The sequence below is a fragment of the Streptomyces sp. NPDC048565 genome (genome assembly GCF_040650935.1).
In the GTDB taxonomy this organism is placed as follows: Bacteria; Actinomycetota; Actinomycetes; order Streptomycetales; family Streptomycetaceae; genus Streptomyces.
This window is the reverse complement of sequence record NZ_JBEZIH010000001.1, coordinates 113589-135000: the sequence shown is the minus strand read 5'-3', so window position 1 is coordinate 135000 and position 21412 is coordinate 113589. Positions and strand designations below refer to the sequence as shown.

The following is a 21412-nucleotide window of genomic DNA, read 5'->3' as shown; positions in this document are numbered from 1 at the left end:
CTCTTACCGCGTCGTACACCGATGCGTACGTGTATCCGACGGGGGTCGGCGTGTTCGAAGAGGCGGGCGATGTGGACGGAATGGACGGCAGGGCGAGACCGCTGAGGTCGTCGGGGCGGACGGGAAGGGCGGTACGGGCGCTAGAGGCGGTGCGTGCGGTACGGGCGCTACAGGCGGTGCGTGCGGTACGGGCAGCACGGAGGCTCCTCGCCCTCCCGCTGCTCGGAGCCCTGGTCCTGGCGCTGGGTCCCACCGGCCCCGCGCAGGCCGCCGCACCCACCACGAAGGCCGCACCCGCCACGTCCGCCGCTTCGGCGTGCTCCGGGCGTCTGGTCAAGACGGTGAAGTTCTCCACCGGTTCGCTGCGCGTCTACAAGAGCGGCGCCTATGCCTGCGCCGTCACCGTCGCCAAGAAGCCGGGCGCACGCCGCGCGATGCGGGTGTCGGTCCAGCCGCGCGGCGGCCGTGCGGTCGTCGACAGCGGCAAGTTCACCACCTTGGCCGGCCCGGTCCGCGTACACGCGCTCAACCGCTGCGTCCGCACCTCGGGTTCCGTCGGGAATTCCTCCGGCTCAACGGGGTGGATCATGTGCTGACGTGCGTGTGGGTCTGGCGTGACTGGTGTGACCCCCGCTAGGTTCTCGGCGACTGTCGAGAATCAAGGGGAGGGTGCATGCGCAAGGCGCTCAGAGGTGTTCTGTCGCTCGCCGTGCTCATAGGCACAGTGAGTGCGACCGGAGCCTCGGCCGGAGCGGCCACCGCCGCGGAACCGGCCGTACAGCAGAGCAGCGGTCACACCAGCAGCAGCGAGAGCAGCAGCGAGGACATCAAGGACCGGATCCTGGCCATCCCGGGAATGAGCCTGATCGAGGAGAAGCCTTACCCAAGCTCTCAACTGCGTTCGAGCAGGGGAGACCCCACACCGGGCTACCGCTTCTTCGTCCTGGAATACACCCAGCCCATCGACCACAAGCACCCGTCCAAGGGCACCTTCCAGCAGCGCATCACCCTGCTGCACAAGGACACGACCCGGCCCACGGTCTTCTTCACCGGCGGCTACAACGTCTCGACCACCCCGAGCCGCAGCGAGCCGACGCAGATCATCGACGGCAACCAGGTCTCCCTGGAGTACCGCTACTTCACCCCGTCCCGCCCGGAACCCGCCGACTGGTCGAAGCTCGACATCTGGCAGGCCGCCAGCGACCAGCACCGGGTCTTCAAGGCGCTGAAGAAGATCTACTCCAAGAACTGGCTGACCACCGGTGGCTCCAAGGGGGGCATGACCGCCACCTACTTCGAGCGCTTCTACCCCAAGGACATGGACGGCGTCGTCGCCTACGTCGCCCCCAACGACGTGAACAACAAAGAGGATTCGGCGTACGACCGGTTCTTCGACCGCGTCGGGACCAAGGAGTGCCGCGACCGGCTGAACGGCGTCCAGCGCGAGGCGCTCGTGCGCCGTGAGCCGCTGGAGAAGAAGTACGAGGAGTACGCCGCCGAGAACGGCCTGACGTTCGAGACCGTCGGCATCCTCGACAAGGCGTTCGAGGCCACCGTCATGGACTACGTGTGGGCGTACTGGCAGTACAGCCTGCTCGCCGACTGCGACACCATCCCGGCCGACGCCCCGAACGCCACCGACCAGGAGATCTGGGACTCCATCGACGGCATCTCGGGCTTCTCCGCCTACGCCGACGAGGACCTCGCGGCCTACACGCCGTACTACTACCAGGCGGGCACCCAGCTCGGTTCGCCCGACATCAAGCAGCCCTGGCTCGGAAACCTGAGCCGCTACGGCTACCAGCCGCCGCGCACCTTCGTGCCGGACTCCATCCCGATGAAGTTCCAGCCCTCGGTGATGCGTGACGTGGACAGCTGGGTCAGGAACAACGCCAGGCACATGCTGTACGTCTACGGCGAGAACGACCCGTGGGGCGCCGAGCCCTTCCGCCTCGGCAAGGGCGCCCGGGACAGTTACGTCTACACGGTGCCGGGCGGCAACCACGGATCCAAGGTCGAGGGCCTCGTCGACGACGAGAAGGCCACGGCCACCGCGGCCATCCTGCGCTGGGCCGGGGTCGCACCCGCCTCCGTCGAGGCCGACCCGGCGACGGCGAAGCCCCTCGCGAAGTTCGACGCGCGCCTGGATGTGCGCGACGCCGAACTCCAGCGGGACCGGGGCACGTTGCGCCCCTAGGTGTATTGACCCGCCGGGTGGCTCACACCCGGCGGGCACAGCCCACCGGCTTCTCACCGGCCAACTCCACATACAGGTCGGTGGTGTCGGGGCAAAGGACGCGACGTGCCACCGCCGAACTGATCACGAACTCCGGTGGCCGCGCCTCCGATCCGTCACAGGCGGTCTCCCTGACCTCGCCGTCGCGGGAGCTGTAGACGCAGTCACCGACGACCGTCAGCGGGCCGCCGCCCTGCCCGGGATCGCCCGGGTGCGGTGACTCCAGATTGCGCATGCAGGCGTATCCACGAGGCACGCCGGGACCGCTGGGCGACGGCGCCGGGCCCCTCCACGAGGGCTCCGGGCCGCCGCCCTGCGAGGAGACGTGCAGCACGAAGTCGGTGGCGGGCGGACACGCCGGCCCGTCCGACGGCGTCCCGGTGTAGCGGGCGAGCACCCGTGCCGCCGCCCTCTCGCTGCGGCACGACACCTCGCGGAACACCTCCCCGCGTGAGCTGCAGTCGCCGGGCCCCAGGAACTCCACCCCGTACCCCGAGGGCACCGCACCGTCCTGCGGCCCGCCCCCGGTCCCGCCCGAGGCACTGCCGACCGGCTGCCGGCAGGCGCCCAGCGCGAGCACCACGACGACGGCCGGCAGAGCGAGCAGCACCCGAGGCACCCGCATCGCCCGCAACACCCGCAACACCCGCAACGCCCCAGCGAAACGGCGCTCTTCCATGGACCACACCCCCGGTGCGCCCACAGGGGCGTGCACCCAGCGTGACCCGCCGGAGCGGGCACACGCCAGGTGCACGGGGTGTTTTTAGCTCATTGGTGTGGTTACGTCGAGGGTGGGGCGTAGCTTCGGTACGACAGGCCGTAGCCGACGGGGTACAGCGCCTGCGCCGGGGCGTCCGCCCGCTGCACCGGGACCGGGAGCCGGCCCTCGGGCCGGGCCCGCCCCGCGATCACGCGGGCGGCGGCCCGCAGCTCGACGTCCGTCCAGGAGTACGTGGCGAGACTCGCCGCATGGCCCGTCCCGGCCAGCTGGGCGACGTCGTACGGATCCCGGATCGCGAGCGTGATCACCGGGACGCCGGTCGCCGCGAGGGCGCTGACCAGGGTGCGCTGGGTGCTCGTCGCCGTCACGTTGTACGTACCCACGATCACCGCGTCCTTGCCCTGTGCCGCGGCCACCGCCCCGTCGATCTGCGCCTGGGTGGGCGCGGTGCCGGTGGGTAGCGCGGTCGCCGTGAACCCCAGCTCGTCGAAGGCCGTGGCGAGCGTGGTGGTCGGGGGCCCGGTCGTGCCGGAGGGGGACGCGGGATCGGCGCCGACCACCAGGAGTTTCCTGTGGGACCGGCGGGAGAGGGGCAGCAGCGAACCGGTGTTGGCCAGCAGGGTCGTCGTCCGCTCGGCGATCCGGTCGGCCTCGGCGCGATGCGCGGGGACGCCGACCGTGCGGTCGACGCCCCGGCGGGTGACGTAGGGATCGCGGAACAGCCCGAGCCGGTCCTTCAACCGCAGGATGCGCAGGATCGATTCCTCGACGCGGGCCTCGCTGATCTCACCGCTCTTCACCGCGTCCAGGACAGCGTTCCAGGCGACCTTCAGGTCCGGCGGGTTGAGCAGCTGGTCGACGCCGGCCAGAAGTGCGAGGACGGGGACGTGCTCGTCGCCGTACTTCGAGCGGACCCCCTCCATCCCCAGCCCGTCGGTGACCACGACACCGTCGTAGCCGAGCTCCTCGCGCAGGATGCCGGTGAGGATCGGGTGGGACAGGGTGGCCGGGTCCTCCGACGGGTCGAGGGCGGGTACCACGATGTGTGCCGTCATGATCGAGTCGATACCGGCGGCGACGGCCGCCCGGAACGGCGGGGCGTCCAGCTCGGCCCACTGCTCGCGGGTGTGCTCGATGACGGGCAGACCGGTGTGGCTGTCGGTGCTGGTGTCCCCGTGGCCCGGGAAGTGCTTGACGGTGGAGGCGACCCCGCCGCTCCGATACCCCTTCACCTGCGCGGTGACCAGGCCGGCGACCGACTCGGGGTCGGAGCCGAAGGAGCGTACGCCGATGACGGGGTTGGCCGGATTGACGTTGACGTCCGCGTCCGGCGCGTAGTTCTGGTTGATGCCCAGCGCCGCCAGCTCGGCCCCGGCGATCCGGCCCGCCGCCCGCGCATCGGAACGCGAACCGCCCGCACCCAGCGCCATCGCACCAGGCAGCAGCGTCGCGGGCTCACCGACGCGGCACACGATGCCGTGCTCCTGGTCGGTGGAGACCAGCAGCGGCAGCGGGGTGGGCCCGGCGAGACCGGCCCGCTGGATGCCGTTGGAGAGGTCGGCGATCTGGTGCGGGTCGCGGGTGTTGTGCGCCCAGGTGAAGTAGATGATGCCGCCGACGTGGTACGTGGAGATCAGCTCGGCGGCGTCGCGTACCCCGATCTCGTCGAGGTTGGCGTCGATGTCCGCCTGGTCGGGCTCGGTGGCGGAGTGCCCGTACACCCGCATCACGAAGAGCTGGCCGACCTTCTCCTCCAGGCTCATCCGGGCGATGAGCCGCTTGAGTCGGCTGTCGGGCGAGATGCCGGTCGCGGCTGCCTGCGCCGCACCCGGGAGGGCGACGACGCCGGTCGCCGCCGCCGCGGCGGTGAGGAGGGTGCGTCTGGAGGTGCGGTGATGCACGTGAGCCCCTTCCGGTGCTGAAAGAAACTTCCAAGAAGGTACGGATATATGGAAAGTAACTACCAGTCAAGGGAGCGGCCCGGAAAGGGGCATGACACGCGGAAGGAAGGGTGATGTCCCCCTGGGGACGGGACGGCCGCCCGGCCGCCCGGCCGCCCGGTCCGGGCGGTGGGCAGTTACGGACGTCCATAACGGACATACGGGGCGGCCCGCCGTCCGTAACCCCGGCTGCCCGGCGACCCGGCTGCCCGGCTACCCGCCCAGCCGCTCGATGTGGGCGCGGGCTTCCGTGAGGAGGGGCGGGAGGGGGGCGGCGCTGGGGTGCCAGCGCTTCTCGTACTCCCAGCAGACCCAGCCGTCGGAGGCCGGAGTGTCCAGGCACTCCTTCAGCGGCAGCGTCCCGGCGCCGAGGGGGAGGGGGGTGGTGTCCTCGGGGGACGCTACGTCCTTCACCTGTACGTATCCCAGGTGCGGCGCCAGTACCGCGTGGCTGGCCGCGGGCTCCTCGCCGGCCAGCCAGGTGTGCAAGACGTCCCAGATCGCGCCGATGTGGCTGTGCCCGACCGTGCCTACGATCCGGGCCACGTCGGCTCCGGCGCGGTGCGAGTCGTGGGTCTCCAGGAGGATCCGTACGTCCCGGTCGGCGGCGTGCGGGGCCGCTGCACCCAGTCGCCGTGCGGCGGCGGCGTCGGCGGCTGCCGGGTCCTGGCCACCGCCGCCGGGGAACACCCGGACGTACGGTGCGCCCAGGTCGTGCGCCAGGTCCACGAGTGCGGCCAGCTCGGCGATCACCGGTTCGTCGTCGCCCTCGGCGGCCACCCTCGCGTAGCCGGCGACGGTGAGGATCTGGACCTCGGCCCGCTTGAACTCTGCGGCCACGGCTGCTCGTTCGGGCGGGGTGAGGCTGACGTTGACCGGTTCTTCCGGGTGGGCGCGCAGTTCCACGCCCTGGTAGCCGGTCCGGGTGGCCAGGCGTACCACGTCCGCCATGGGCATTCCCGGCACGCCCAGGGTCGAGAAAGCGAGCTTCATGGGGCAGTCCTCTCGTCGGTGCGGTGCGGTGCGGTGCGGTGCGGTGCGTACCGGTGCGGTCCGTGCCCGTACCGGTACCCGTGCCCGTACCCGTACCCGTGATCGCTGGGGATTCCTCAGTGCGGCTGCCGGGGCGGTGCCGTTGATCCTCGTTCCATGAGTTCCGCGGCGATGGTCGTCACGCCTCCCGGTGGCGGGGTCTCCTTGCCCATCGCGAGGCGGCCGGCCCGTGCCCCCGCCTCGAACAGCGGCAGTCGTACGGTCGTCAGGGCGGGTACGGCGTCCACCGAGAACGGCAGGTCGTCGAAGCCGGCCACGGAGATGTCATCGGGGATGCGGAGCCCCAGGTCCCGGACGGCGGCGCAGGCGCCCAGTGCCACCGTGTCGTTGGCGGCGACGACGGCCGTCACGCCGGGTTCGCGGCGCAGGAGTTCGAGCGTGGCGTCGTAGCCGGAGGCCCTGTCGTACGGGCCGTGCGCGGTGACGCTCTCCTCGTCGCCGTACAGCCCTGCCGCCTTCATGGCCTCGCGGTGGCCCTCCAGGCGGTGCCGGGTCGTGGTGCGTTCCGCGGGGCCGGCGACGTAACCGATGCGGCGGTGGCCCAGGGTGATCAGGTGCTCGGTGAGACGCCTGGCGCCGCCGCGGTTGTCGAAGGCGAGTGCGGCGAGCACCGCGTCGGTGCCGGGGAGGGGAGGGCGTCCGCAGAAGACGATGCGGGTGCCCGCGTCCGCGAGTCCGGCCAGTTTGGCGGCCATCGCGGTCTGGTGGGCCGGGTCCTCCAGTGCGCCGCCGGTCAGGACGAGGGCCGCGGCGCGCTGGCGCTGGAGCAGGGTGAGGTAGGTGAGTTCGCGCTCGGGGGAGCCGCCGGTGTTGCAGACGACGGCGAGCTTCTCGCCGCCGCCGCGGCCGGATCCGTCGCCCGGGCCGCCGATCTCGCTCTGCGCCGCTCCGGCCATGATGCCGAAGAACGGGTCGGCGATGTCGTTGACCAGGATGCCCACCAGGTCGGATGTGGCGGCGGCGAGGGAGCTGGCCGGGCCGTTCAGTACGTAGTCGAGGTCGTCCACCGCGCGCAGGACCCGCTCCCGGGTGGACGCGGCCACCGGGTAGTTGCCGTTCAGCACACGGGACACGGTGGCCGGGGACACCCGGGCGCGGGCCGCGACGTCCGCCAGGGTGACTGTCATCGCTCTCCTCCGAGGAGTTGTGGAGCGGACCCCCTTGTCCGGGCCGCTGTCGGCAGGCTAGCGTCATACCGTATAGAAAGCGCTTGCTACGGCTGTATGGAGGAACTTTCGTGACACGCAGGACAGTGCGCATCGCCATGAACGGCGTCACGGGACGCATGGGATACCGGCAGCACCTGGTGCGCTCGATCCTCGCGATCCGGGAGCAGGGCGGCCTCGACCTCGGTGACGGCGACGTGCTGTGGCCCGAGCCCGTGCTCGTCGGCCGCCGCGCCCACGCGCTTCAGGCGCTGGCCGAACAGCACGGCCTGACCGAGTGGTCGACCGATCTCGACGCCGTGCTCGCCGACGAGACGATCGACATCTACTTCGACGCGCAGGTCACCTCGGCCCGTGTCGAGGCGATCAGGAAGGCCGTCGCCGCCGGCAAGCACATCTACACCGAGAAGCCCACCGCCACCGACGTCGAGGGCGCGCTCGGACTGGCCCGGCTCGCCCGTGACGCCGGTATCAAGCACGGTGTCGTCCAGGACAAGATCTTCCTGCCTGGGCTGCTCAAGCTGAAGCGCCTCATCGACGGCGGCTTCTTCGGCGAGATCCTCTCCGTGCGCGGCGAGTTCGGCTACTGGGTCTTCGAAGGCGACTGGCAGGAGGCCCAGCGCCCCTCCTGGAACTACCGCGCGGAGGACGGCGGCGGCATCGTCGTCGACATGTTCCCGCACTGGGAGTACGTCCTGCACGAGCTGTTCGGCCAGGTCACGAGCGTCTCGGCCCATGTGCAGACGCACATCCCGCAGCGCTGGGACGAGCAGGGCAAGCCGTACGCCGCGACGGCCGACGACGCCGCGTACGGCATCTTCGAGCTGGCGGGCGGGGCCGTCGCCCAGATCAACTCCTCCTGGGCGGTACGCGTCAACCGTGACGAGCTCGTCGAGTTCCAGGTGGACGGCACCCACGGCTCCGCCGTCGCGGGCCTGCGCAACTGCCGTGTCCAGCACCGCTCGGCGACCCCCAAGCCGGTCTGGAACCCTGACCTCCCGGTCACCGAGCCCTTCCGGGACCAGTGGCAGGAAGTCCCCGACAACGCCGTCTTCGACAACGGCTTCAAGGCCCAGTGGGAGCTGTTCCTGCGGCATGTGGTCCTGGACGAGCCCTACACCTGGGATCTGATGGCCGGCGCCCGGGGCGTCCAGCTCGCCGAGCTCGGTCTCAAGTCATCGGCCGAGGGCCGCCGCTTCGACGTACCGGAGCTGAGCCTGTGACCATCCACCTCCCGCAGGGGCCGTACGAGCCCCGGGACACTCCGCTCGACCTGGCGGCCGTCGGGGCACCGCTCGCCTCCCGTACGGTCTTCTCCGCCGCCCATGTCGTCGCCGACCCGGGCGCCGACATCAGCCCCGACGACCCCGCAGCCGTCGACTGGGACGCCACCCTCGCCTTCCGCCGGCACCTCTGGTCGCACGGCCTGGGCGTCGCCGAGGCCATGGACACCGCGCAGCGCGGCATGGGCCTCGACTGGGCAGGCGCGGCCGAGCTCATCCGCCGCTCGGCGGCCGAGGCGAAGTCCGTGGGCGGCCGGATCGCCTGCGGCGTCGGCACCGACCAGCTCACAGGGCCGGCGTCCCTGCCCGAGGTGCGCGCCGCGTACGAGGAGCAGCTCGGCCTGGTCGAGGAGAGCGGCGCGCAGGCGATCCTGATGGCCTCGCGCGCGCTGGCCGCCGCCGCGAACGGCCCGGAGGACTATCTGGAGACGTACGCCCATCTCCTGCGCCAGGCCACCGAGCCCGTCGTCCTGCACTGGCTCGGCCCGATGTTCGACCCGGCGCTCGACGGCTACTGGGGCAGTTCGGATCTCGACGCCGCCACGGACACCTTCCTGAAGGTCATCGCGGAACACCCCGACAAGGTCGACGGCATCAAGATCTCGCTCCTGGACGCCGAGCGCGAGATCGACGTACGGCGCCGTCTGCCCAGCGGGGTGCGCTGCTACACCGGCGACGACTTCAACTACCCGGAGCTGATCGCCGGCGACGACCGGGGCTTCAGCCACGCCCTCCTCGGCATCTTCGACCCGCTGGGTCCGCTGGCCGCCCATGCGGTGCGCGTCCTGGACACCGGGGATGTGGCCGGCTTCCGCGCGGTCCTCGACCCGACGGTCGAGCTGTCCCGGCACCTGTTCAAGGCCCCGACCCGCTTCTACAAGACGGGTGTGGTGTTCCTCGCGTGGCTGGCCGGCCACCAGGACCACTTCACGATGGTCGGCGGCCTGCAGTCCGCCCGCTCGCTGCCGCACCTGGCGAAGGCGTACGAACTGGCGGACCGGCTCGGCCTGTTCCCGGACCCGGAGCTGGCGGAGTCCCGTATGCGCGCCCTGCTGACGGTCCACGGAGGAAGCCGATGACCACCGAACTCTCCCGCCTCTCCATCAACCAGGAGACGGTCAGGCAGCTGTCCCTGCCGGAGCTCGTCGAAGGCTGCACCAAGGCGGGCATCGGCAACGTCGGCCTGTGGCGTGCCCCGGTGCAGGCGTACGGCATCGAGCGCGCCGGGCGGCTGATGAAGGACGCGGGCCTCACCGTCACCAGCCTCTGCCGCGGCGGTTTCCTCACCGCGCCGGACCCCGCAGGGCGGGCCCGCGCGCTGGACGACAACCGTGCGGCGGTGGACGAGGCGGCGGGCGTGAACACCGACACCCTGGTCCTGGTCTCCGGCGGGCTCCCCGACGGGGAGAAGGACCTGCACGCCGCCCGGGAGCGCATCGCCGACGCGCTGGCGGAGCTCGCCCCGTACGCCGCCGAGCGCGGCATCCGTCTCGCGATCGAGCCGTTGCACCCGATGTTCGCCTCGGACCGCTGTGTCGTCTCCACGCTCTCCCAGGCACTGGACCTCGCCGAGCGCTTCCCGGCCGAGCAGGTCGGGGTGGTCGTCGACGCGTACCACATCTGGTGGGACGACCAGGTGGCCGAGCAGATCGCGAGGGCGGGAGCGGGCGGCCGGATCCACTCCTTCCAGCTGGCCGACTGGATCACTCCGCTTCCGGCGGGAGTTCTGGTGGGGCGGGGCCAACTGGGCGACGGCTGCGTGGACTTCCGCGCGATGCGCGAGCACGTCGAGGCGACCGGATTCGACGGGCCGATCGAGGTGGAGATCTTCAACGAGGAGCTCTGGGCCCGTGACGGGGCCGAGGTGATCGGCGAAGTGGCCGCCCGCTACCTGGAACATGCCTGCTGAGAGCGGGTCTGCCACACATAGGTAAAGAGATCGTCAAGGCGTGCAACCTTTGCGTACCCTCCCCGGTCGTACTCTGCGTCGGGACTTCCGGGGAGGGGTCCGGGGGGATCGGGAAGCCCGACGGAGGGGGAAAGCGAGGGGGGTCCGGCCGACAGGCCGGGCCCCATTCCGCTTTCCGCCCCGGGCCGACGCGTGCTGGGCGGTTACGGACAGCCAAGCGCCCCTTTTCAGCCCGAATCCTGTCCGTAACTCCCCAGCCACGCACGCCGGGATGCCTCGATGTGAGTGAGGTTGCGGTGGGTCCATTCGCACATCACGTCGACCGTCTTCCGCAGCCCCTGGCCCGGCTCGGTCAAGGTGTACTCGACCTTCGGCGGGACCGTGGGATACACGGTCCGCTCGACCAGACCGTTGCGCTCCAGCATGCGCAGGTTCTGGGTGAGCATCTTGTGGCTGATGCCCTCGACCTCGCTGCGCACCTCCCCGAAGCGGAGGGTGCGCTCACCCAGGGCCTCGATGATCAGCAGCGCCCACTTGTTGGCGACGTCCGAGAAGATCTCCCGCGCCAGCGAATCCGCCCGCCGCAGATCCGCCTGCTCCTCCGGCGAGCCGCTGAACTGCTTGGTAACCATCAGGTTCCCCAGTCACTGAAAAGTGCATTCTTCCATGTCAGCAGCCACTCTCCTACGGTTCCTGAGTAACCACAAGAGAGCAGGTGTGGGCCACTCGGCCTGCGCACGAGGAGGCGTACAGCATGGCCATCACTCTGGTCGACCCCACCGGACTGCCCGAGATCGGCGTCTACCGGCAGGTGTCGGTCGCGACCGGTTCGAAGCTGGTCTCCGTCGCGGGCCAGGTCGCCTGGGACGCCGACGGCGTCACGGTCGGCGAAGGTGACCTGGCCGCCCAGGTCGAGCAGTGCTACCTCAACATCGGCACCGCACTGGCCGGGGTGGGAGCCTCCTTCGCCGACGTGGCGAAGCTGACCGTGTACGTCGTCGACTGGACCCCGGACAAGATGCCGCTGCTCCTCGCGGGCATCACCCGGGCAACCGAGCGGCTCGGGACCACGACGGCCCCGCCGGCCTCACTCCTGGGGATCGCGGCGTTGGACGTCCCGGCCCACCTGGTGGAGATCGAGGCCACGGCGGTGCTCGACTGAGCCAAGCCCCGAAGGGCAGCGAGCGGTGCCCTTCCCGCCCTTCCGGCTGAGCACGCTTTCCACGTAGACATGTACCGCAGGCCGTAGCCCGTAGGCCGAATAAGCTCGCCGGAACTGCTCGCCCCGACAGCCGATCTCACCGCTCTCACGCCGGGTGCTGTGACGGCGCTCCAGCGGAGCGTGGGCAATGCGGCCGTCTCGCACGCTGTGCAGCGGCAGGCGCACCGGTCGGGGCGATCCGCCCGACCCGCGCCCGTGCAGTGCGTCTTCGGCGCCGACGCGCCGAAGATGTACACCCATGTCGCCATCGACAAGCAGGACGCGGGCGTCAAACAGCTACGCCTCTCGCTCAACGAGAACGGCCTCAGGACAGCCCAGAGCCTCGATATCAGGCTCGCTGAAGGCAGCGAGAAAATGGGCCACCACAGGCATGTCTTCATGTGGGACGCCGAGGCGTCCACGAAGCTGGGGGAAGAGTGGCTCGCCGGTGAAGGGTGGCCCGACGGTCACGCCGAACTGGCTGCGATGAGGTACGACTACGAGGAGCTCCCGTAAAGAGGGCGCGTCTCGGCTGCGGCCTCACTCCTGCCCCACCTCCACGGTCAGATGCGGCCACATCGTGGTCAGTTGCGTGATCTCACCCGGCAACCGGCTCGTCGGGCGGACGTTTTCACCGGGGCGGAAGTGGACGACCGTCCCGGTCGTGCCGTCGTCGGCGAGGGGCTCAAGGCCGGTCACCGGGACACCGTGTTCGTAGCGCTGGGTCCAGGATCCGTTGTGACGGCGGTTGGTGTGGATGAGCCGTTCGCTGAGCGCGGCGACGACGGACATGCCGCGACGCGGGTGGCCGTCAGGAAGTGTCTGGGCCCCGGGGGAGTCGAAGAATCGCAGGTCCTGCGTGGCCATGATCGGCTTCTTGACGATCCGGCCGTGCTCGTCGTGCCGGGTGTCGGTGCCCCGGCCGTCATCCGCCACTGACACGGAACCGTCGGAGTGGAGCGTGACACGGCAGTGGCCTCCGTCGCCGTACTCCGCCTCATCGGCCGCGTAGGCGATGACCTCCAGGATCAGGTGCCGGACGCCACCAGGAGCGAACCCGGCCGGATCCCGCCGGATGCCCGCCAGGTGGGCGAGATCCACGGTTCCGGCCCAGTCGTGCGTCGTGTTGCGCCAGGAAGAGGCTCTGGACGTGTCCACCGGTCATCATCTCCACCAGTCAGGTCATCGCCGCTCTCACGGCGTTCCGAAGGTAGACGTGTTCACCGTGCAGGTCCAGGTCAGGGCTGGCTCGTCGCGAGGATGGGCCCTCGTCCCGGCACCCCGCACGTGGAGCCGCAGCCGCCCGTCCGACGCCATGTCAGCGATCTTGTTCAGCTGCTGCGTGGCCCACCGAGGCGCCGTCGAAGCACCGCCTCATCGAGCATGGTCCGGAGAACGGGGCGCAGAGCCCGTCGAGGACGCGGGCACGCTCTGTTCGGATGACGACGTCCCTGTCAACCTCTTCCCGGCGGTGGTTGGGCCGGTGTGACCCAGAAGGAGGCAGCCTGACATGACACACGCCATCGCCCGGGTCGACTGCTGCCGGTCGACGGTTCGGGTCAGACCGTGAGCTTGACCGCTTCGATCCACGAGTCGTTGTCGTGGGTGCCGGTGTAGGCGAAGTCGTACCCGTTCCCGGGCTCGTCGCATGCCAGGCTGAGCCAGCCGTCGTTGTGGACGTGGGCGGTCTGGCAGACGGCGCCCTTGCCACCGTCGACGTTGATCGTGAACCCCAGCAGGTCGGGGGCGTCCTTCTTGGTGCTGCCGAGGTAGTTGTCGACGCCGTCCTTGACGCCCGACCACGGCTTGGGGAAGTGCCCCTCGCCATTGGTCGACGCGGGGTCGTGGACGAAGGCGGACCCTGCTGTGCCCTGCGTTCCGGCCACGGCGATGTTGACGGCCTTCAGGGGCGTCTCCTTGCCCACTGTGCCCGCCGTTTCGCCGTCGCACACGGCGTCGGTCCAGCCCTGACCCTTCACATAGGCCCGGTAGCAGATGTGCCGTCCGCTCGGATCCTTCGCGGCCAGTTGCTGGACGGCGGTCGCCGCGGTCTTCTCCGGTGCCTTGGTGTCCTTCTCCCCGGAGTCGCCACCTCCCGGCCCCGCCTGCTGTGTCTCGGCTGCGGCCGTAGGCGTCACGGGGTCGGCGGACGGCGCCTTCGGCGCCTCGGCGGACGGTGAGGGAGAGGGCAGCAGCGTGCTGACGCCTCCCTGGGGCTTTTCGGTGGCGGCGCTGCTGACCTGGGGCTTGTAGGCGATCCACAGAATCACGAACGTGATCGCCAGAGCCATGAGGATGCTGAGGAAGGCCGCCAGCCAGCGCGGCAGGAAACCCCGCTGTACATACGTCCCCTCCACGTCCGTCTGCGTCCCACCCGACCGCCGTACAGCGAGGGTGTAGGGCCGGCGCTCCGCCGACCCGAACCAGGTGATCTGCCGCGGCCTCAGTGTCGTCTTCACGAACGCCGCACGGCCCGGTTCGATCTGCACGTTGCTCGGATGAATCTCGTACGACAACTGATCGCCGTTGTCACTGCCACTCAACGACGCCGTGAGCTTCGTATTGCCCAGGTTGTCCACGGCCAGTCTCGGGCGGCCACGGAAACGGCCCTTCACCACCGGCGGCACCAACTCCGCCCGAACCTCCGTGAACGGGGTGATGGTGAGGTTCCCCTCCGGAACGGTCGCCGCCTCCGGATGCTCGGTCGGCGTGATCCGCACCGCGTACGGGTTCGGCCCCGCCGTCGCGTCCGGCGTGCGCGGCGGCGTGAACGTCAGCTCCACCGACCCTGTCGTCCCCGGATACAACCGCAGTGACTGCGGCTCCACGACGGTCCAGGGTGAGAGTGAGCCCGTCGCCTCGAAGTGGTACTCGTCCACCACATCACCGGTGTTGCGTAGGCGCAGCCGCACAGTCGTACTGCCACCCGGGTCCACGGTCGTGGAGGCGGGCTCAAGGGAAGTCCAGAGGCTCACTCTCGGAAGTTAAACGCGGAAATGACGCTAAGTCAGGAAGCGATGGGGCAGGGCAGGTGCCCGAAGGGGCGGGACCTGGATGCCCGCGCTCCCGGTCCTGTGAACAGATGCAGCAGGTGGGGAACCGCCGCCATGCGACGGGTGGGCGCCGCCTCGTCCGCGCCGAGGGTGGCCCTGTGCCCGCGTGGCTCCGCGACCCTGCTGCTGCACAGGGGTGTTTTGGCGAGCGTACGCGCGATGAGAGGCCTGGGACGGGCCGTGAGTGTGTCAATCGCTTGACACAGTTGGAGTGATCCGGAATTGTATCAAGCAGTTGATACGCCTCGTGGGGGAAGGGGACCGGCATGTCCGCTGCCGCAAGAACGGAAGACGCCTGGAGGGCCGGGCTGGTCATGCCCGTGCGATGGACCGGTGTGGCGACCGGTCTGCTTGTCAACGCGCTCGTCACCTTCAGTCCTGAGCCGGATGTGGATCTGCTCTACGGAATCCCGGTGTTCGGTCTGTGCGTCATGGCCGGAGTGTTCGTGGCGGACGTCGTCGCGCGGCCGAACGGCGGCTGGGTCCGAGCGGCCGAGGTGACTCCACGCAGGTTCCGGGACTACGTGCCGCGCTCTCTCACGGCTGTGCTGGCCGTACAGGCTGTCGTCCTGCCGGCGCTTTTGATCGTGGCAGCCGCGACGGCCACGGCGGACTCCGACGGCCGTCAAGGGCGTGCTCTGTCCGTCACGTGCGTCGCCGGAACCCACCTGCTCTCGCCCTGGCCCGGCCCCTACTACGCCTGGCCGGCACTCGGCGGTCTCACCCTCGGCACGGTCGCCTGCGCACTGCTGCTGCGCCGTGTCACCGCACACTCCGGCAATGACGATCAGCGTCGCGTCAACGCCAGGGCGGCTGTCGGTGCGTGGGGAGTTCTGGTGAGCGCTCCTCTCTTCGCCGTTTCCGCGACGACAGGTTTTGTGATGCTGAGCATGCCCTGCGGAGGGACGGCGACAGCTTTGGCGCTCTGGGGACTGGCCTTCGCCGCCCTCGCCTCCGTGCTGACCGCAGGGCACTGTCTGGGTGTCCTCCTGCTGCCGCAGGCCTACGTCAAGGACCAGTCATGACGGCCGACGGACTCAGCATCAACGTCAGTCACGCGTCCCCCGTCCCGCCGTACGAGCAGATCCGGGCGCAGCTGGCCGATCTGATCTCGGTCGGCCGACTGGGGCAGGGGGCCAGGCTGCCGTCCGTACGTCAGCTGGCCTCCGACCTCGGGCTGGCCAACAACACGGTGGTGCGGGCTTACCGCGAACTGGAGGCCGCAGGGCTCGTCAGGAGCCGCCGAGGCTCCGGTACGCAGGTCATCGCCCCGCCGGCCGCCGCTGACGTCAAGGCGAAACTGGCGGAGTACGCGCACAGTTACGCGGCCGCCGTGAGGCAGCTCGATGCCACCGACGAGGACGCGCTCGCCGCCGTCCGGCATGCTCTCGCAAGCTTCGGCAACCCGTGACCCGTGACCCGGGATTCGGGATTCGGGAGTGGGCGTACAGCGGGGACTGCCGGAGTCAGGGGGGTGATGGCCTTCCCACCGGGGTCCTCACGAGTGCCGATCGGGTCGGCCTCGTCCCTGCCGTCGACCCGCTCGTCCCCGGTGCCGTCATCCGCGCCCATGCGGCCGCCCCCACCCGTAGGGGTTCACTTCGCTGACCTACCGGACGGCGCGGTGCCCGCCGGTGGTTCCAGCCTCAGGTCATCCGGCCGGGGCGACGGGGGCGACGAGCGGGCCGTCGGGGCCAGGCGGGTCAGGCCTTCGGGTTGACGTTGGCCGCCAGGCGGTTGGTCATGTCCTTGTAGGCCGGGCCTGCCTGGTCATTGCTCTCGTCGTGCATGCGCAGCAGGTACATGTACATCGACGCCACGCACTTGTCCCTGCTGGTGTACGGGGCGTTGTCGGTGAGGCGGAGGTCCTGGGTGATCTCGTGGATCTGGCCGTCGGGCGTCGTGTACAGCGGGTGCCAGACCAACTTGACGTTCGGGTTGAGCTTCTGGAGCTTGCGCAGCTGCGGGATCTCCTGCTTGACCAGCACACTCGTGGGGTCGTACGCGCGCATGAACACGTGTACCGGGCCGGTCGCGTGGTTGACGTAGGCGACGGAAAGCGCGTTCCACAGTTTGCCCTGCAGCGCCCAGTCGGAGTGCAGCTCCAGCTTGTCGACGACCGCGCCCAGCGGACTGAACTCCAACGGTGTGTGGCCCTTGGAATTCGCGTACTTACTGGTGTCGAACCCGCCGGACCAGAGGGCCATCGAGCCCTGCCCGATCTTCAGCTTGTGGCCGAGGAAGGCGACGAGCTCCTTGAACCAGGTGTTGGACGCGCGGAGTTTGCTGGCGTCCTGCTTGTCGAGTGAGGGGTCGGCGGACTGCCGGTTCAGGTCACTCTGCTCGCGCAGGCCGCCGAGGATGAGCTGCCAGGCCGTCTCGGTCTCGGCCTCGGTGCACCGGGCCGTCTGCATCAGGCTCTGGAACACCGGCCATTCCGGGTGCCGTGTGGCCTCGGCCGCGTAGTGCTCCGTCGGCGCGTTCGCCGAGGGCTTGCGGCGCTGGACCGGCACGGCGCCGTCGACTGCGAGTGAGCGGGTGACGGCGCTGTTGCCGGCGGTGCGCTGCAACGCGACGACCGCCGCATCGGTCAGCCGGCTCTTGCCGGCCGGGTGCGGGGCCTGTGCGGGCGGTTTGGGCTTGCGGGACGGCGCGGTGCGCTGCGGCGTGGCGTGCGAGTGCGGTGCGCGGTCGTGCATATGTGCCTCTGCCCCTACCTCTCGTTCCGAGCGGCCCAGATTAGTGCGCGGCCCGGCTGTGCGTAAGCGTCTTCGGGGCACTGGTGTTTGCCCGCACGACATCTGTACGTGGTCATTCGGACACCTTCGGGTCGCGGACCGCGACTTCCTGGTCCAAGCGCAGGACCGGACGCCGGCCCCTGGTGCCAGCCCCTGGTCCTGGCGTCAGCCCCTGGTCCTGATGTCAGCGTCGCCCGATACCGTCGGATTCATGTCCACCATGCCGAACATGGCCGTCCTCGAAGGGGTCCTGGAGCGGATCACCTACGCCAACGAGGAGAACGGGTACACGGTCGCCCGCGTCGACACCGGGCGGGGGGCCGGCGACCTGCTCACCGTCGTCGGTTCGCTGCTGGGCGCGCAGCCGGGTGAGTCGTTGCGGATGGAGGGGCGTTGGAGCTCCCACTCGCAGTACGGCAAGCAGTTCACCGTCGAGAACTACACGACGATCCTGCCCGCGACCATCCAGGGGATCCGCCGCTACCTCGGTTCCGGACTGATCAAGGGCATCGGTCCTGTCATGGCGGACCGCATCACCACCCACTTCGGCGTCGACACCCTGGACATCATCGAGCAGCAGCCGAAGCGGCTCGTCGAGGTGCCCGGGCTGGGGCCGAAGCGGACGAAGATGATCGCCGCGGCCTGGGAGGAGCAGAAGGCGATCAAGGAGGTCATGGTCTTCCTCCAGAGCGTCGGCGTCTCCACTTCCATCGCCGTCCGCATCTACAAGAAGTACGAGGACGCCTCGATCTCCGTCGTGAAGAACCAGCCCTACCGGCTGGCTTCGGACGTCTGGGGCATCGGGTTCCTCACCGCCGACCGCATCGCCCAGGCCGTCGGGATCCCGCACGACAGCCCCGAGCGGGTCAAGGCCGGGCTTCAGTACGCCCTGTCGCAGTCCACGGACCAGGGGCACTGCTTCCTCCCGGAGGAGCGGCTGATCGCCGACGCGGTGAAGCTGCTCCAGGTCGACACCGGGCTCGTCATCGACTGTCTGGCCGAGCTCGCCGACGATCCGGAGGGTGTCGTGCGGGAGAAGGTGCCGGGTCCCGAGGACGGGCAGCCGGTCACCGCGGTGTATCTGGTCCCCTTCCACCGCGCCGAGATCTCCCTCGCCTCCCAGACGCAGCGTCTGCTGCGGACGCCGGAGGACCGGATGCCGGCCTTCGGGGACGTCGACTGGGGCAAGGCGCTGTCCTGGCTCGCCGGGCGTACGGGGGCGACGCTGGCGCCCGAGCAGGAGGCGGCCGTCAGGCTCGCGCTGACCGAGAAGGTCGCCGTGCTGACGGGCGGCCCCGGCTGCGGGAAGTCGTTCACCGTCCGCTCGGTCGTCGAGCTGGCCCGTGCGAAGAACGCCAAGGTGGTCCTGGCGGCCCCCACCGGGCGGGCGGCGAAGCGGCTCTCGGAGCTGACCGGCACCGAGGCCTCCACCGTGCACCGGCTGCTGGAGCTGAAGCCCGGCGGGGACGCGGCGTACGACCGTGACCGGCCGCTGGACGCCGATCTGGTCGTCGTGGACGAGGCGTCGATGCTCGATCTGCTGCTCGCCAACAAGCTGGTCAAGGCGGTGGCACCCGGTGCCCACCTCCTGCTGGTGGGCGATGTGGACCAGCTGCCCTCGGTCGGTGCGGGCGAGGTGCTGCGGGATCTGCTCGCCGAGGGCGGCCCGGTCCCTGCGGTCCGGCTGACCACCATCTTCCGGCAGGCCCAGAAGTCCGGCGTCGTCACCAACGCCCACCGGATCAACTCCGGGGTGCCGCCGCTGACCCAGGGGCTGGACGACTTCTTCCTCTTCGTGGAGGACGAGACGGAGGACGCCGGGGTGCTCGCCGTGGATGTCGCCGCCCGTCGCATCCCCGCCAAGTTCGGGTTGAACCCCCGCCGTGACGTGCAGGTCCTCGCCCCCATGCACCGTGGCCCGGCAGGTGCGGGGCATCTCAACGGGCTGCTTCAGCAGGCCATCACCCCGGGCCGTCCCGGCCTGCCGGAGAAGCGGTTCGGCGGGCGGGTTTTCCGGGTAGGCGACAAAGTGACTCAGATCAGAAACAACTATGACAAAGGGGAGAATGGCGTCTTCAACGGTACGGTCGGTGTCGTCACCGCTCTCGACGCGGACGAGCAGACGCTGACGGTTCTCACCGACGAGGACGAGGAGATCGGCTACGACTTCGACGAACTGGATGAGCTCGCCCACGCCTACGCGATGACCATCCACCGTTCGCAGGGAAGTGAGTACCCGGCGGTCGTCATTCCGGTCACCACCAGCGCCTGGATGATGTTGCAGCGGAATCTGCTGTACACGGCCGTGACCCGGGCCAAGAAGCTGGTCGTACTGGTCGGTTCGCGCAAGGCGATCGGTCAGGCCGTCCGCACGGTTTCCGCAGGCAGACGCTGCACGGCACTGGATTTCCGGCTCCGCGGCAGGATGCCCGGAGACTTCCCGGAAAAATGATCGATCAAAACGGTGGGATACGTCACTGAGCCCTTCCGGAACCGGAGGCGAGGGGGCAGGATGAGGAAGTTGGCGGCACTCAGTGCCGTCGGTAGGTCCAATGGACGACCCCGAGTGCACTCTCCTGCGCCAAATGGGGGAGGGTGGAGACAGTCAGGGCACCTCGAAGAAGAGGCACTACGTCGGTGAGGGATGACGTGAGCGAGCACACCAACAACGCTGTAGTACTGCGGTACGGCGATGACGAGTACACCTACCCGGTGATCGACAGCACCGTCGGCGACAAGGGCTTCGATATCGGGAAGCTCCGGGCCAATACGGGCCTGGTCACGCTGGACAGCGGATACGGCAACACGGCCGCGTATAAATCCGCCATCACCTACCTCGACGGCGAGCAGGGCATCCTGCGGTACCGCGGATATCCGATCGAGCAGCTCGCCGAGAGCTCGACGTTCCTCGAAGTCGCGTACACGCTGATCAACGGTGACCTTCCCAAGGCCGACGAGCTGTCGGCCTTCAAGAACGAGATCACCCAGCACACGCTGCTGCACGAGGACGTCAAGCGTTTCTTCGACGGCTTCCCGCGCGACGCCCACCCGATGGCCATGCTGTCCTCGGTCGTCAGCGCGCTGTCCACCTTCTACCAGGACAGCCACAATCCGTTCGACGAGGAGCAGCGCCACCTCTCGACGATCCGGCTGCTGGCCAAGCTCCCGACGATCGCGGCGTACGCGTACAAGAAGTCGATCGGTCACCCGTTCGTCTACCCGCGCAACGACCTCGGCTACGTCGAGAACTTCCTGCGGATGACCTTCTCCGTCCCGGCCCAGGAGTACGTGCCGGACCCGGTCGTCGTCTCGGCGCTGGAGAAGCTGCTCATCCTGCACGCGGACCACGAGCAGAACTGTTCGACCTCCACCGTGCGTCTGGTCGGCTCCTCGCAGGCGAACATGTTCGCCTCGATCTCCGCCGGCATCTCGGCCCTGTGGGGCCCCCTGCACGGTGGCGCCAACCAGTCGGTCCTGGAGATGCTCGAGGGCATCCAGGCCAACGGCGGCGACGTCGACTCCTTCATCCAGAAGGTGAAGAACAAGGAGGACGGCGTCCGCCTGATGGGCTTCGGCCACCGGGTGTACAAGTCGTTCGACCCGCGCGCCAAGATCATCAAGGCCGCCGCCCACGACGTGCTGTCGTCGCTCGGAAAGTCCGACGAGCTGCTCGACATCGCGCTCAAGCTGGAGGAGCACGCGCTCTCCGACGAGTACTTCGTCTCGCGCAACCTCTACCCCAACGTGGACTTCTACACGGGCCTGATCTACCGCGCCATGGGCTTCCCGACCGAGATGTTCACCGTGCTGTTCGCGCTCGGCCGGCTCCCCGGCTGGATCGCCCAGTGGCACGAGATGATCAAGGAGCCGGGATCCCGCATCGGCCGCCCGCGCCAGATCTACACCGGCGAGGTCCTGCGCGACTTCGTCCCGGTCGAGGGCCGCTGACGCCCGACCACCCACCGGTTCCGCCTCGCGGAGCCGCTCGCACCACCGGGCCCCTTTTTTTCTGAGGCCCATGCCTTCGCCCCGCGTGCCGTGCTCGATCATCGAGCGCGGCGTACGGGGCGATTCGGCGTTCCGGGCCGGGTCCGACCCGGGGGAGCGGGGCC

Annotated in this window: 19 protein-coding genes; 11 read left to right on the top strand and 8 right to left on the bottom strand. The window is 69.6% G+C overall.

What is annotated here, in order from left to right; all coding sequences use genetic code 11:
• The first annotated feature begins 50 nt into the window (after window positions 1-50).
• Together AB0C75_RS00580 and AB0C75_RS00575 are read left to right on the top strand one after the other, a co-directional pair.
• Entirely contained in the window at window positions 51-596 is a 546-nt protein-coding gene (locus tag AB0C75_RS00580; RefSeq protein WP_362885646.1) for a hypothetical protein, read from the top strand.
• Window positions 597-673: 77 nt separating this feature from the next.
• Window positions 674-2197 (top strand): S28 family serine protease, encoded by a 1524-nt coding sequence (locus AB0C75_RS00575; protein WP_362885644.1) that lies wholly within the window; start codon window positions 674-676, stop codon window positions 2195-2197.
• Between the two features lie 22 nt (window positions 2198-2219).
• On the opposite strand, the gene AB0C75_RS00570 is transcribed toward AB0C75_RS00575, so the two are convergent.
• From AB0C75_RS00570 to AB0C75_RS00555, 4 genes are all read right to left on the bottom strand, one after another.
• Window positions 2220-2915 carry a hypothetical protein gene (locus AB0C75_RS00570; protein WP_362885642.1) on the bottom strand — a complete coding sequence of 232 codons (696 nt, stop codon included), beginning with the start codon at window positions 2913-2915 and terminating at the stop codon, window positions 2220-2222.
• Window positions 2916-3016: 101 nt separating this feature from the next.
• The gene (locus tag AB0C75_RS00565; RefSeq protein ID WP_362885641.1) at window positions 3017-4858 is read right to left on the bottom strand and encodes a glycoside hydrolase family 3 protein; all 1842 of its coding nucleotides are present in this window, start codon (window positions 4856-4858) and stop codon (window positions 3017-3019) included.
• A gap of 252 nt (window positions 4859-5110) precedes the next feature.
• Window positions 5111-5890 (bottom strand): sugar phosphate isomerase/epimerase family protein, encoded by a 780-nt coding sequence (locus tag AB0C75_RS00560; protein ID WP_362885639.1) that lies wholly within the window; start codon window positions 5888-5890, stop codon window positions 5111-5113.
• Window positions 5891-6006: 116 nt separating this feature from the next.
• The gene (locus AB0C75_RS00555) at window positions 6007-7077 is read right to left on the bottom strand and encodes a LacI family DNA-binding transcriptional regulator (protein WP_362885638.1); all 1071 of its coding nucleotides are present in this window, start codon (window positions 7075-7077) and stop codon (window positions 6007-6009) included.
• Between the two features lie 110 nt (window positions 7078-7187).
• Between AB0C75_RS00555 and AB0C75_RS00550 the strand changes: the two genes are divergently transcribed.
• The 3 genes from AB0C75_RS00550 to AB0C75_RS00540 are packed head-to-tail and all read left to right on the top strand — an operon-like array spanning window position 7188 to window position 10308.
• On the top strand, window positions 7188-8339 hold the full coding sequence (locus tag AB0C75_RS00550; RefSeq protein ID WP_362885636.1) for a Gfo/Idh/MocA family oxidoreductase: 1152 nt from the start codon (window positions 7188-7190) through the stop codon (window positions 8337-8339).
• Window positions 8336-9478: a dihydrodipicolinate synthase family protein gene (locus AB0C75_RS00545; RefSeq protein WP_362885634.1), complete on the top strand. Its 1143-nt coding sequence runs from the start codon at window positions 8336-8338 to the stop codon at window positions 9476-9478. Before AB0C75_RS00550 ends, AB0C75_RS00545 begins: the two co-directional genes overlap by 4 nt.
• Window positions 9475-10308, top strand: a complete 834-nt coding sequence (locus AB0C75_RS00540) for a sugar phosphate isomerase/epimerase family protein (RefSeq protein ID WP_362885633.1) — start codon at window positions 9475-9477, stop codon at window positions 10306-10308. Before AB0C75_RS00545 ends, AB0C75_RS00540 begins: the two co-directional genes overlap by 4 nt.
• 227 nt (window positions 10309-10535) lie before the next feature.
• Here AB0C75_RS00540 and AB0C75_RS00535 read toward each other — a convergent pair whose 3' ends face one another.
• The gene (locus AB0C75_RS00535) at window positions 10536-10940 is read right to left on the bottom strand and encodes a helix-turn-helix domain-containing protein (protein WP_362885632.1); all 405 of its coding nucleotides are present in this window, start codon (window positions 10938-10940) and stop codon (window positions 10536-10538) included.
• A gap of 122 nt (window positions 10941-11062) precedes the next feature.
• On the opposite strand from AB0C75_RS00535, the gene AB0C75_RS00530 reads away from it, so the two are divergent.
• On the top strand, window positions 11063-11470 hold the full coding sequence (locus AB0C75_RS00530; RefSeq protein ID WP_362885630.1) for a RidA family protein: 408 nt from the start codon (window positions 11063-11065) through the stop codon (window positions 11468-11470).
• A gap of 159 nt (window positions 11471-11629) precedes the next feature.
• The gene (locus AB0C75_RS00525; protein ID WP_362885629.1) at window positions 11630-12025 is read left to right on the top strand and encodes a hypothetical protein; all 396 of its coding nucleotides are present in this window, start codon (window positions 11630-11632) and stop codon (window positions 12023-12025) included.
• A gap of 24 nt (window positions 12026-12049) precedes the next feature.
• Here AB0C75_RS00525 and AB0C75_RS00520 read toward each other — a convergent pair whose 3' ends face one another.
• Window positions 12050-12667, bottom strand: a complete 618-nt coding sequence (locus AB0C75_RS00520) for an ATP-binding protein (RefSeq protein ID WP_362885627.1) — start codon at window positions 12665-12667, stop codon at window positions 12050-12052.
• Between the two features lie 401 nt (window positions 12668-13068).
• Entirely contained in the window at window positions 13069-14484 is a 1416-nt protein-coding gene (locus AB0C75_RS00515) for a hydrolase (protein ID WP_362885626.1), read from the bottom strand.
• Window positions 14485-14828: 344 nt separating this feature from the next.
• Between AB0C75_RS00515 and AB0C75_RS00510 the strand changes: the two genes are divergently transcribed.
• Both AB0C75_RS00510 and AB0C75_RS00505 read left to right on the top strand, forming a co-directional pair.
• Entirely contained in the window at window positions 14829-15587 is a 759-nt protein-coding gene (locus AB0C75_RS00510; RefSeq protein ID WP_362885624.1) for a hypothetical protein, read from the top strand.
• The gene (locus AB0C75_RS00505; protein WP_362885623.1) at window positions 15584-15973 is read left to right on the top strand and encodes a GntR family transcriptional regulator; all 390 of its coding nucleotides are present in this window, start codon (window positions 15584-15586) and stop codon (window positions 15971-15973) included. Before AB0C75_RS00510 ends, AB0C75_RS00505 begins: the two co-directional genes overlap by 4 nt.
• Before the next feature lie 292 nt (window positions 15974-16265).
• Here AB0C75_RS00505 and AB0C75_RS00500 read toward each other — a convergent pair whose 3' ends face one another.
• Entirely contained in the window at window positions 16266-17261 is a 996-nt protein-coding gene (locus AB0C75_RS00500) for a hypothetical protein (RefSeq protein ID WP_362885621.1), read from the bottom strand.
• A 259-nt stretch (window positions 17262-17520) separates the two neighbouring features.
• Between AB0C75_RS00500 and AB0C75_RS00495 the strand changes: the two genes are divergently transcribed.
• Complete coding sequence (locus AB0C75_RS00495; RefSeq protein ID WP_362886134.1) at window positions 17521-19752, top strand: ATP-dependent RecD-like DNA helicase; 2232 nt, start codon at window positions 17521-17523, stop codon at window positions 19750-19752.
• Between the two features lie 197 nt (window positions 19753-19949).
• Entirely contained in the window at window positions 19950-21248 is a 1299-nt protein-coding gene (locus tag AB0C75_RS00490) for a citrate synthase (protein ID WP_031092133.1), read from the top strand.
• Window positions 21249-21412 lie beyond the last annotated feature (164 nt).

Bases quoted from the DNA above. Each gene is read 5' to 3' on its own strand.
- AB0C75_RS00575 (WP_362885644.1), top strand. From the start codon at position 674: ATGCGCAAGGCGCTCAGAGGTGTTCTGTCGCTCGCCGTGCTCATAGGC.
- AB0C75_RS00570 (WP_362885642.1), bottom strand. From the start codon at position 2,915: ATGGAAGAGCGCCGTTTCGCTGGGGCGTTGCGGGTGTTGCGGGTGTTG.
- AB0C75_RS00560 (WP_362885639.1), bottom strand. From the start codon at position 5,890: ATGAAGCTCGCTTTCTCGACCCTGGGCGTGCCGGGAATGCCCATGGCG.
- AB0C75_RS00555 (WP_362885638.1), bottom strand. From the start codon at position 7,077: ATGACAGTCACCCTGGCGGACGTCGCGGCCCGCGCCCGGGTGTCCCCG.
- AB0C75_RS00540 (WP_362885633.1), top strand. From the start codon at position 9,475: ATGACCACCGAACTCTCCCGCCTCTCCATCAACCAGGAGACGGTCAGG.
- AB0C75_RS00535 (WP_362885632.1), bottom strand. From the start codon at position 10,940: ATGGTTACCAAGCAGTTCAGCGGCTCGCCGGAGGAGCAGGCGGATCTG.
- AB0C75_RS00530 (WP_362885630.1), top strand. From the start codon at position 11,063: ATGGCCATCACTCTGGTCGACCCCACCGGACTGCCCGAGATCGGCGTC.
- AB0C75_RS00510 (WP_362885624.1), top strand. From the start codon at position 14,829: ATGTCCGCTGCCGCAAGAACGGAAGACGCCTGGAGGGCCGGGCTGGTC.
- AB0C75_RS00505 (WP_362885623.1), top strand. From the start codon at position 15,584: ATGACGGCCGACGGACTCAGCATCAACGTCAGTCACGCGTCCCCCGTC.
- AB0C75_RS00500 (WP_362885621.1), bottom strand. From the start codon at position 17,261: ATGCACGACCGCGCACCGCACTCGCACGCCACGCCGCAGCGCACCGCG.
- AB0C75_RS00495 (WP_362886134.1), top strand. From the start codon at position 17,521: ATGCCGAACATGGCCGTCCTCGAAGGGGTCCTGGAGCGGATCACCTAC.